Annotated in this window: 10 protein-coding genes; 6 read left to right on the forward strand and 4 right to left on the reverse strand. The window is 68.0% G+C overall.

Going from position 1 to position 10,917, the window contains the following annotated elements; all coding sequences use genetic code 11:
• Window positions 1-109 precede the first annotated feature (109 nt).
• On the forward strand, window positions 110-2,875 hold the full coding sequence (locus tag HW932_RS06885) for an HAD-IC family P-type ATPase (protein ID WP_176975759.1): 2,766 nt from the start codon (window positions 110-112) through the stop codon (window positions 2,873-2,875).
• A gap of 84 nt (window positions 2,876-2,959) precedes the next feature.
• On the opposite strand, the gene HW932_RS06890 is transcribed toward HW932_RS06885, so the two are convergent.
• From HW932_RS06890 to HW932_RS06905, 4 genes are all read right to left on the reverse strand, one after another.
• Window positions 2,960-3,190, reverse strand: a complete 231-nt coding sequence (locus tag HW932_RS06890) for a glycine zipper family protein (RefSeq protein WP_176975760.1) — start codon at window positions 3,188-3,190, stop codon at window positions 2,960-2,962.
• A gap of 17 nt (window positions 3,191-3,207) precedes the next feature.
• Window positions 3,208-3,609, reverse strand: a complete 402-nt coding sequence (locus HW932_RS06895) for a Rap1a/Tai family immunity protein (RefSeq protein ID WP_176975761.1) — start codon at window positions 3,607-3,609, stop codon at window positions 3,208-3,210.
• Window positions 3,610-3,847: 238 nt separating this feature from the next.
• Window positions 3,848-6,916, reverse strand: coding sequence for an efflux RND transporter permease subunit (locus HW932_RS06900; RefSeq protein ID WP_176975762.1), 3,069 nt, complete (start codon window positions 6,914-6,916; stop codon window positions 3,848-3,850).
• Complete coding sequence (locus HW932_RS06905; RefSeq protein WP_176975763.1) at window positions 6,913-8,106, reverse strand: efflux RND transporter periplasmic adaptor subunit; 1,194 nt, start codon at window positions 8,104-8,106, stop codon at window positions 6,913-6,915. The genes HW932_RS06900 and HW932_RS06905 overlap by 4 nt, the downstream gene beginning before the upstream one ends.
• Window positions 8,107-8,537: 431 nt before the next feature.
• On the opposite strand from HW932_RS06905, the gene HW932_RS06910 reads away from it, so the two are divergent.
• From HW932_RS06910 to HW932_RS06930, 5 genes are read left to right on the forward strand one after another with little or no spacing between them, the layout of a single operon-like run.
• Window positions 8,538-9,047, forward strand: a complete 510-nt coding sequence (locus HW932_RS06910) for a Na+/H+ antiporter subunit E (protein WP_246296704.1) — start codon at window positions 8,538-8,540, stop codon at window positions 9,045-9,047.
• Entirely contained in the window at window positions 9,040-9,327 is a 288-nt protein-coding gene (locus HW932_RS06915) for a monovalent cation/H+ antiporter complex subunit F (protein ID WP_176976067.1), read from the forward strand. Before HW932_RS06910 ends, HW932_RS06915 begins: the two co-directional genes overlap by 8 nt.
• Complete coding sequence (locus HW932_RS06920) at window positions 9,324-9,641, forward strand: monovalent cation/H(+) antiporter subunit G (protein WP_176975765.1); 318 nt, start codon at window positions 9,324-9,326, stop codon at window positions 9,639-9,641. Before HW932_RS06915 ends, HW932_RS06920 begins: the two co-directional genes overlap by 4 nt.
• The gene (locus tag HW932_RS06925) at window positions 9,638-10,594 is read left to right on the forward strand and encodes a hydrogenase subunit MbhD domain-containing protein (protein WP_176975766.1); all 957 of its coding nucleotides are present in this window, start codon (window positions 9,638-9,640) and stop codon (window positions 10,592-10,594) included. The genes HW932_RS06920 and HW932_RS06925 overlap by 4 nt, the downstream gene beginning before the upstream one ends.
• Window positions 10,591-10,917 (forward strand): NADH-quinone oxidoreductase subunit K, encoded by a 327-nt coding sequence (locus HW932_RS06930; RefSeq protein ID WP_176975767.1) that lies wholly within the window; start codon window positions 10,591-10,593, stop codon window positions 10,915-10,917. The genes HW932_RS06925 and HW932_RS06930 overlap by 4 nt, the downstream gene beginning before the upstream one ends.

Below are 10,917 nucleotides of genomic sequence, written 5' to 3' on the forward strand. Positions count from 1 at the left end.
GGACGCCCTCCGAGGCGTTGCACCAAGGTTCAATGGGTTTTCGACCCTTGATCACTTAGCCTTCAGGCCAGCGCCCGACGACGCCTACTGCGAGGTTTGAATCCGAGCGATGAATACACACAATACGGACTTGGCCGGCCCCGGCTGGCACGCGATGGCGACCGATGCGGTCATGACACGGCTAGCGGCCGATGCGGCGACGGGACTCGATGCCGCAGAGGCCGCCAGGCGCCTCGCCGAGCATGGAGCCAACCGGCTTCCGGCCGGCAAGCGGCGCGGACCTTTCATGCGCTTCCTCTCCCAGCTCAACAACGTCCTGGTCTATGTCCTGCTGGGCGCGGGCTTCGCCAAACTGATGCTCGGGCTCTGGATCGACGCCGGGATCATCCTCGGGGTGGTCCTGATCAACGCCCTGCTCGGATTCCTCCAGGAGGGCAAGGCGGAGCAGGCGCTGGAGTCGATCCGCAACATGCTCTCGGCCGAGGCCCGGACGCGCCGCGACGGCGAGACCCGGATGATACCGGCGGAGGATCTGGTCCCCGGCGACATCGTCCTGCTGGAGTCCGGCGACAAGATCCCGGCGGATCTGCGGCTCATCGAGGTCAAGAATCTGCGCACCGAGGAGGCCGCCCTGACCGGCGAGTCGGTCCCCGCCGACAAGTCCACCGATGTGGTGCCGGAGAAGGCCACCGTCGGCGACCGCCACAACCTGGGCTTCTCCGGCACCATGGTGGTGTCCGGGCGGGCGACCGGTGTCGTCATCGCCACCGGGGCGCAGACCGAACTCGGGCGGATCAATGCGATGCTGGCCGGCGTCAGTGCCCTGGAGACCCCGCTGCTGCGCCAGATCAAGCGCTTCGGCTATGCGATCACGACGGTCATCGCCGTGGTCGGCGTGCTGGTCTTCGCCTACGGCAAATGGGTGATCGGAATGGACTTCGTCGAGCTTTTCCAATCCGTGATCGGCATCGCCGTGTCGGTGATCCCCGAGGGTCTGCCGGCGATCATCACCATTGCGCTGGCGATCGGGGTGCAGCGGATGGCGAGCCGCAACGCGATCATCCGCCGTCTGCCGGCGGTGGAGACCCTGGGCTCGGTCTCGCGGATCTGCTCGGACAAGACCGGAACCCTGACCCTGATGGAGATGATGGTGGTCTCCGCCGCCGGCGCCGAGTCGCAGTACCAGGTCAGCGGCAACGGCTATGCCCCCGAGGGTGCCGTGACCCGCGACGGCGAGCCGGCGCCCAAGGATCCCGTGCTGGAGCTGATGGGCCGGGTCTCGATGCTCTGCAACGACGCTGTGCTGTTGCAGCAGGACGGGGTCTGGAAGGTCGAGGGCGATCCGACCGAAGGGGCGATGTACCCCTTCGCGACCAAGCTCGGGATGGACCGCGCGGCCGAGATCGCCGCCTGGCCGCGGATCGACGCGATTCCGTTCGAGTCCGAGCACAAGTTCATGGCGACCCTGCATCGTGGCGCCGACGGACGCGAGATGCTGCTGGTCAAGGGAGCGCCCGAGGTCATCCTCGGTCACTGCGACCGTCAGCAACTGGGCGCCGGTGAGACCGCCGCGCTGGATCTCGGGCACTTCGAACGGGTGGCCGACCAGCTCGCGGCCCAGGGCGAGCGGGTTCTGGCCCTGGCCTGGCTCGAAGATCCCGGACTTGCGGCCGGAACCCTGAGTCCCGCCGATCTGCCTCGCAATCTGGTCCTGATCGGTCTGATCGGGCTGCTCGACCCGCCGCGCCAGGAGGCGATCGAGGCGGTCAAGGTCTGCCACGACGGCGGCATCCGGGTGACGATGATCACCGGCGATCACAAGATCACCGCAGCAGCGATCGCCAAGATGCTCGGTATCGGCGACGGCAGGACCGCAGTCGCCGGCAGCGAGATCGAGGAGATGAACGAGGCGGCGCTTCAGGAGTGCGTGCAGACCGTGGATGTCTTCGCCCGCGCGAGTCCGGAGCACAAGCTGCGTCTGGTCAAGGCGATCCAGGCCAACGGCCAGATCGTCGCCATGACCGGCGACGGGGTCAACGATGCCCCGTCGCTGAAGAAGGCGGACATCGGTGTGGCGATGGGGATCAAGGGGACGGAAGTGACCAAGGAGGCCGCCGGGATGATCCTCGCCGACGACAACTTCGCCTCGATCACCGCCGCGGTGAAGGAGGGCCGCACCGTCTACAACAACATCGAGAAGGCGATCCTCTTCATGCTGCCGACCAATGTGGCCCAGGGCCTGGTCATCGCGGTGGCGATCTTCCTCGGCTTCACCATGCCGATCACCGCGCCCCAGGTGCTCTGGGTCAACATGGTGACCTCGGTCGCTCTGGGTCTGGTCATCGCCTTCGAGCCCCATGAGCGCGATGTGATGCGGCGTGCCCCGCGGACCGTCGATCGGGCCATCCTGACCGGGTTCGGGATCTGGCGGGTGGTCTTCGTCGGCCTGGCCTTGTTGGCCTATACCCTCTGGGCCTTCTTCTGGATGAAGGGGCAGGGCGCCTCCGACGAGCTCGCGCGCACCGTGGCGGTCAACGCCATCACGATCGGACAGGTCTTCTATCTGCTCAACAGCCGCTTCCTGCTGGAGTCGTCCCTGTCGTTCAAAGCCCATCTGGGCAACCGCTACCTGCCGATGGGGATCGCGGCCGTCGTCGTCCTGCAGCTCCTGTTCACCTATGCTCCGCCTTTGCAGTACCTGTTCCACAACGAGGCGATCCCGCTGATGGTTTGGCCCTGGCTCTTCCTCGGCGGGCTGGCGTTCTTCCTGGTGGTGGAGATCGAGAAGCTCGTCATCCGCCTCACACCCAGCCTGCGTGTCGCCGTGACCTCGGTCGAGGCCGGGGGGGCCAAGACGCGCGCCGCGATGTCGTGAATGATTCCCGTTGCTCGCCGTCGTGACCGCGAGTGGGGAAACGCCGATCGGATCGGCGCTCCCACTCGCCGGTCGGAGGCTGGACTAATCGAAGCTGCCGCGGCGATGCTCATCGGCGAGTACGCCGCCGAGTGCGCCGACACCTGCTCCGATCAGCGCGCCGCGCCCGGCGTTGCCGCTGAAGGAGCCGATAGCGGCGCCGGTGGCGGCGCCCATCGCAGTGCCGCTGGCAACGCTGGCCCGCGGTGTGCTTCCGCAGCCTGAGAGGACGACCGCGATCATGGCCGCCAGGAAGAGGATGGATATGGACTTCATGAGGTGATCTCCGATGATTACTTCTTGCAGGGTCTGGCCTTCGCCAACGCACGGACCACGCCGACCACGGGCATCTCGTTCATCAGCGTCTGATTGCCCTTGTTCTCGGCTCCCCAGGTGAGGAACGCCTGTCGGCCATCCTCGATCGTGTCGTTCGCGTTGTAGCAGATCAGTCGCTTCGCCCGCTTCTTGTCGCTCACCGCGTCATGGTACTGGACGCTGGCCTCGATGAACGCCCGGCATGACAACAGGGCCTCACGCGCCCCCGGACTGTCTCCGGTTGCTCCGCAGACCTTGAGCAGGTTCTCGGTGGTGTCGAAGTTGAAATCGCTCTCATCGAGCGCCTGGGACGTCATCGGTTGCACGGCCAACGCCAGAAGGGCGGCGAGGGCGACTGGATGTCGGATGATTTTATTCATATCGATTAGCAGTCCTGTGAACGATCGAGTGGGTTGGGTGCCGGCGGGAGGGCCGGCGGTTCAGTTTCTGACGGACGAACGTCAGAAGGCGGTCGAGCTGCATTTCTACGGCAAGTCAGTCTCTATCAAACGACTCTTGAACACCGTGTCACCTACCAGACATAGAGCGTACCGACGCTGCAAACCCACAGGTTCCGGAGCCCCGGTCTGCGACCAGGGGGCTGTCAGCGGCAGAGACTCAGGCGGCGGTCGGTGACGAAGCCCGGTGCAGATCGCTGCCCCTGAGCGACTCCCAGGTGACATAGAGCGTCGGAATCACCACCAGCGTCAGCAGCGAGGCCACCAACAGTCCGCCCATGATGGCGAAGGCCATGGGGCCCCAGAACACCGTCGGCGCAATCGGGATGAGTCCCAGAACGGTGGACATGGCGGTCAGCATGATCGGTCGTACCCGCGATAGGCTCGCGTCCACCACGGCATCCCAGATGGGCCGCCCGCTGGCGCGCTCCTGCTCGATCTGGGTGATCAGGATGACCGAATTCTTGGCGATCATGCCGATCAGCGCCAGGATGCCGAGGATGGCCACGAACCCGAGCGGTCGCCCGGAGATCAGCAGCGCCCCCACGACGCCGATGAGGCCGAGCGGCACCACACTCAGCACCATCGCCAACAGCGCGAAGCGACGCAGCTGGAACATCAGCAGCGTCAGCATCAGGAACAGCATCAGCGGCACCACGGCCATCACCGAGGCGCGCGACTCGGCGCTCTCCTCGACGGTTCCGCCGACCTCGATGTGGTAGCCGACCGGCAGGCCGTCGGCCAGCGCGGCCACCCCTTCGGCCAGTCCGTCGACCACGGTCTCGGGCAGCAGGCCAGGGGCCGTGTCCGCCTGCACCGTGAGCGTCGGCACCCGGTCCCGTCGCCAGATCAGCGGCAGATCCTGGCCGAAGTCGAAGGTGGCGATCTGGTTCAGCGGGATGGTGCGCCCGTCGCCGAGGGCCACCGGCAGGGTCTGCAGGGTCGTGGTCGAGAGCGTCTGTCCGCCGACCTCACGGGCAACGACGTCGATCAGGAAGATGTCGTCGCGGACCTGGGTCACGCGGCTGCCCGAGATGTGGGCGCTGAGCACCGCCGCCACCGCCTGCGAGGACAGGCCCAAGCGGCGTGCCTCGTCCTGGTCGATGCGGATGGTGACCTCGCGGGCGGTCTCCATCCAGTCGAAGTTGATCTGCCGGGTCAGCGACGAGTCGGCCATCAGCGTCGCCAGCTCCAGCGCGATGCCGCGTAGCCGCTCCGGGTCCGGGCCGCTGACGCGGTATTGCACGGGCCAGCCCACGGGCGGTCCCAGCTCCAGCGGAGAGACGCGGGTCACGGCCTCCGGAAAGACCTCCGGCAACAGCGTCGTCAGACGCTCCTCGATGCGCTGGCGTCCCTCGAAGTCCTTGGCCACCAGCACCGCCTGGGCATAGAAGGGGTTCGGCAACTGGACGTTGAGCGGCAGGTAGAAGCGGATCGCGCCCTGGCCGACATAGGTGCTCCAGTGGTCCAGGTCCGGATCCTCCGCCAGGATCGCGTCCAGCCTTTCCGCCGCCGCCTCGGTGGCGTGGATGGAGGCGTTCTGCGGCAGGGTCAGGTCCACCAGCAGGTCCACGCGGTCGGAGGCCGGGAAGAACTGTTGCGGGATCAGCCGCACGCCGAGGATGGCCACCACGAACAGCACCAGGGTGACCAGAAGGGTCAGCCAGCGCAGGCGCATGGCGCCATTCAGCAGGCCACGGTACAGGCGCAGCGCCCGGCCCGGCGCCGCGCCCGCGGTCTGCGCCGGCGCCTTCAGCAGGGCCGTGCCAAGCAGCGGCGCAAAGACCACGGCGACGAACCAGGACACCAGCAGCGCGATGGCCACCACCGCGAAGATCGAAAAGGTGTACTCGCCGGCGCTGCTCCGGGCAAAGCCGATGGGCACGAACCCGGCGATGGTCACCAGCGTTCCGGTCAACATCGCGAACGCGAGCGTGCGATACGCATAGGTGGCCGCCTCGTGCTTCGGCTCGCCCAGCGCAAGGCGCCGGGTCATGGCATCGACGGTGGTCATGGCGTCGTCCACCAGCAGCGCCAGCGCGATGATCAGCGCGCCCAGCGAGATGCGGTGCAGGTCGATGTTCGCGAGATCCATCAGCGCGAACACCAGCGCCAGCGTCAGCGGGATGGTCAGCGCCACGACGGTGCCGGCACGCACGCCGAGCGCGATGAAACCGATCGCCAGGATGATCGCGATGGCCTGCCAGAGCGAGGTCGTGAAATCCGAGATGGCCTCGTCCACGGTCACCGGCTGGTCGGCGACACGCATGACATCGATGCCGAGGGGCAGCTCCCCGACGATGGCGGCCATCTGCGACTTCAACCTGTCGCCCAGGGTCAGGATGTCGCCGCCCTCGCGCATGGCGATGGCGAGTCCGAGCGCCGGCTCGCCGTTGACGCGGAACATCGACTGCGGCGGATCCACATAGCCGCGGCGTACCTGGGCGATGTCGCCGAGCCGCAGCATGCGCCCGCCGACGGCGAAGCTGACCTCCAGCAGATCCGTCGTGTCGTGGAAGGCCCCGGAGACCCGCAGCGAGATGGCCTCGTCGCCGGTCTGGAGCACGCCAGTGGGCGTGACGACGTTCTGCGCCTGCAGCGCGGCCGTCAGCGCCGCCGGGGCGATGCCGAGTCCGGCGAGTTCGTCCATCGCGAACTCGATGTAGAAGCGCTCGTCCTGGGCGCCGAGGATGTCGATCTTCGCGACGTCCGGCACCCGCAGCAGTTGCGAGCGCACGTCTTCGACGTAGTCGCGCAGCTCGCGATGACTGAAGCCGTCGGCGGTGAAGCCGTAGATGATGCCGTAGGTGTCGCCGAACTCGTCGTCGAAGCGCGGACCCACCAGCCCCTGCGGCAATGTGTGGCGGATGTCGCCGACCTTCTTGCGGATCTGGTACCAGGCATCCTCGATGGCCTCCGCTGGTGTGCCGCCATCGAGGTCCACGAAGATCGTCGTGCTGCCCGCACGCGTGAAGCTGCGCAGCCGGTCCACATGCGGGGCCTCCTGCAGCGTGCGCTCCAGCCGCTCTGTGACCTGATCCAGCGTGTCCTGGAGCGTCGCCCCCGGCCAGGCGGCGCCCACCACCATGGTGCGGATCGTGAATGCCGGATCCTCGGCACGGCCGAGCTTGAAGAAGGCGCCGACGCCGGCCGCGACGGCGACGATCATCAGATAGACGACGACGGAGCGGTGGTTGATCGCCCATTCGGACAGGTTGAACGGCTTCATCGTGGCGTCCCGCCGGTCGTTTCGCCCGCGCTCTCGGGCGCGGCCTCATCGGAGACCGCCGGCGCCGACACCGCACCGAGCAGGCGCACCGGCTGATCCGGGCGCAGACTCTGCACGCCCGCTGTCACCACCAGATCGCCCGGCATGAGTCCGTGCTGCACCAGCACCCTGTCCAGCTCATAGGCGATCACGTCGATGTTGCGCAGCGCCACCCGCTGCGTGCCCGGGTCCACCACCCACACCGCCGGTTGCCCGTCGGCGCGAGTCAGCGCCGCGGCCGGGATCGAAATGCCCTCGGCGCCGCCGCCGACCGGCACCTTGCCGCTCACTGAGGAGCCGAGCCGGAGCGCCTCCGGCGGATTGGCGAGACCGACCCGCACCCGGAAGGTGCGCGTCACCGGGTCCGCTTGCGGCGAGATCTCGCGCACGCGCCCCAGCGCGCGCACGTTGGGATCTGTGGTGGAGACGACCTCGATCACCGTGTCCGCCGCCAAGGCATCCTTGACCCGCGGCGGGAAGTCGAAGACCGCATCCCGGCCGCCCTCGCGTGCGAGCTGGACCACCATCTGGCCTGCGGCCACGACCTCCCCCGGCTCGGCGCCGCGGGCGGTGACAGTGCCGGCGGCATCGGCCACCAGTTCGGTGAACGAGCGCTGGTTCTCGGCGCTGCGCAGCTTGGCCTCGGCGGCCTCCACCTGGGCCTCGGCCGCATTGCGCGACTCGACGGCCCGGTCGAACTGCTGCCGGGCGACGAAGCCGCGCGCCACCATCGGTTCATAGCGGGCGATGGTGTTGCGCGTCTCCACCAGCCGCGCCATCGCCGCGGCGACGTTGGCGCGCGCCGCATCGACCGCGTTCTGCGCCGTCTCCGGATCCAGCCGCGCGACCGTCTGTCCTGCCCGAACCCGGTCGCCGACGTTGACCGTGCGCTGGATCAGTTGGCCGCCGACGCGGAAGGCTAGGTTGATGCTGTCCTCGGCCTCGATGGTGCCGCTCAGCCTGATCTCCTCGCCGCCGCCGGTTTCGACGACCTCGGCCACCCGCACCGGACGAATGGGTTCAGGTGCGGCTGAGGATTCTGCGGATTGCTCGAACTCGCAGCCTCCGATCAGCAGCGCCGTGCACATGGAGGCGACGGTGACAAGTGCCGATCGATACCTTGACGTGCGTTGTGAGACCGCCTGTTGCATAGGACATCCCTCGTGCTGGTTACGGCGATCGCCGACGTCCAAGTGAGCGGTCGATAAGGACCGCGGCCGCCGGATCTCGCCTCCCGGCAACGCGCTCGGCGTTTGCGCGCGGACGGGACAAAGATGCGTAGGATAGTCAGGCTGAGGTGTGACCGGCTATTGCACGTTGGTTAAAGCCGGGGCGCACGGGAGACCGATCGAGTAGGGCGCTCCAGCGGGACGGAAACGAGAGACACGGCTGCGGCGTTGCTTGTTGCGGGTCGCAGCTTCATGGCATCATGGGGTCGAATCTAGCGCGCTGTTGGGCGATCGATGGATTTCACGCTGTCTTTGCTTCGCATATCCTTTCGGACATACTCGATTGAGGGCACGGAATGGAGTCTCTTCGTCCGGTTGTAAATCGTGACCTTCAACGCCATGGTGATCAAGGCTTGCCTTTTGCCCGATCCGCACTCGCACGCGGTCTCGCGTTCTACGGCGGCTGGCTGTTGCTCGCCGATCCCCGTCTGCCGGTCACGCCCGTGCTGCTCGCGGATCTGGCGGCAGGCGTCCCGGCGGCGGCCGCCGCGACCTGGGCCAGTCTGCGGCTTCTGCCGCCGACCGCCGGACGGATTCGTTACGGCGCACTGGTCCGGCTCGTCTGGCGTCTGCTGTCGCAGTCGGTCGTTTCGGGGATCGATGTCGCGCGGCGCACCCTGTCGCCCCGGCTGTCGCTGCAACCCGGTTATCTGACCTATCCGACACGTCTCCCGCCGGGTCCGGGGCGCGCCGTCTTCGGCGCCCTGACCGGTCTCATGCCCGGCACCCTGCCGGTCGGCACGGATGCGGCGGGCCGGCTCGTCTATCACTGTCTGGATGTCATGCAGCCGGTGGCGGAGTCGCTGGCCATCGACGAAACCCTGTTGCTCCAGGTGCTGGGTCAAGACGATGGACATCGCTGACTTTATGCTCGCCGCCGCCGTGTTCGTGCTGGCGACGGTGGCGCTGGGACTGATCCGCGTCCTGCGCGGTCCCGGCGATGTGGACCGCATGATGGCGGCGCAATTGCTGGGGACCGGCGGGGTCGCGGCGCTCCTGTTGCTCGGTGTCGCCACGGACATGAATGCCATCACCGATCTCGCCCTGGTGCTGGCGCTGCTCGCCGCCCTTGCCTCGGTGGCCCTGGCGGCCGGTGCGCGACGCCCGGAGTCGGAACCGGTTTCGGACGAGAACCGCCCATGACGCTTGCCCTGAACCTCTTCAGTGTCGCCGCGATCTCGCTGGGCGCGTTCTTTTTTCTCGCCGGCACGGTCGGGCTGCTGCGCTTCCCCGATACCCTGACCCGTCTGCACGCTTTGACCAAGGCGGACAATCTGGGACTGGGTCTGATCGTGCTGGGTCTGCTGCCTCAGGTCGGTTGGCCCGTCGGCGGACTCAAGCTGATCGCGGTCTGGCTGCTGACGCTGCTCGCCGGGGCCACGGTTGGCCGGCTCATGGCCCGGACCGCGCGATCCGATGCCTGGGATCGATCCGCCGACGCGGAGCCGCCGCGATGAGCGCCGCCCTGATCGTCGACCTGGGTCTGGCGCTGTCGATCCTGGGTCTGGGCGTCTGGACCGTCGCCGCCCGCTCGCACAATGGCGCGGTGGTCGGCTATATCGCTTACGGTCTGCTGGTCGCACTCGTCTGGGTGCGTCTCGCAGCGGTGGATGTGGCCCTGACCGAAGCGGCGATCGGGAGCGGGCTGACCGGCCTGCTGCTGCTCGGCGTCGCGACCCGTCTGCCGCGATCCGCGCGCCAGCCCAGCCCGACGGCGGGACGGTGGACGCGGCTCCTGGCCGGTGTCCTGAGCGCGACAGTCGCTGGCGGTCTGGCAGCGGTCGTGCTGCTCCTGCCTGATCCCGCGCCGACCCTGGCCCCGTCCGTCGCGGCCAATCTCCCAGCGACCGGACTCGGCAATCCGGTCACCGGCGTGCTCATCGCCTTCCGCGCCATCGATACCCTGCTCGAATCCGTGGTGCTGGTCTTCGCTATCATCGGCGTCTGGTCGCTCGCGCCCAAAGACGGCTGGGGCGAGCGTCCGGGCTGGCTGCGTCCCGCGCCGCTGGGCAGCGCCCTGACCCTGCTGGCCCAACTGCTGCCCCCGATCGGCATTCTGGTCGGCATCCATCTGTTCTGGACCGGCGCCAATGCGCCCGGCGGCGCCTTTCAGGGCGGCGCGGTGCTCGCTGCGATGTGGGTGCTCGCGATGATCGCCGGACTGACCCGACCGCCGGCGGTCAGTCGTCGTCGGCTGCGTCTGGTGCTGGTGATCGGACCGGCGCTCTTTCTGGCGGTCGGGGTGGCGGGGATCTGGCTTGCCGGAGACTTTCTGGCCTACCCGGTCGCCTATGCCAAGCCACTGATCCTCGTCATCGAAGCGGCGCTCACCCTGTCCATCGCGGCGGCGCTGGGTCTCCTGCTGGCCGGCCCGCCCGAAGCCCCGTCCGCAGCGGAGCGCCAGCCATGACCGCCGTGACCCTCTTCGGACTCTGCGGCGCGGCCCTGGTCGGTCTGGGGCTCTATGGCCTGATCGTCCTGCCCGGCGCGTTGCGCCGGATCATCGCCTTCAATCTGCTCGGCAGCGGGGTCTTTCTGCTGTTCGGCGTCATCGCCCGACGCGGCGGCGGCGCGATCGCCGGGACCGGCAGCGATCCGGTGCCCCAGGCGCTCATCATCACCGGGCTGGTGGTCGCCTTCGCCGCCACGGCGCTGGCGGTCGCCCTGCTGCGGCGTCTGCTCCAGGAAACCGGGCGCGACGATTGGGATGAAGCAGGTGAGGCCGACCGCTGA

This window comes from Allochromatium humboldtianum, assembly GCF_013385175.1.
In the GTDB taxonomy this organism is placed as follows: Bacteria; Pseudomonadota; Gammaproteobacteria; order Chromatiales; family Chromatiaceae; genus Thermochromatium; species Thermochromatium humboldtianum.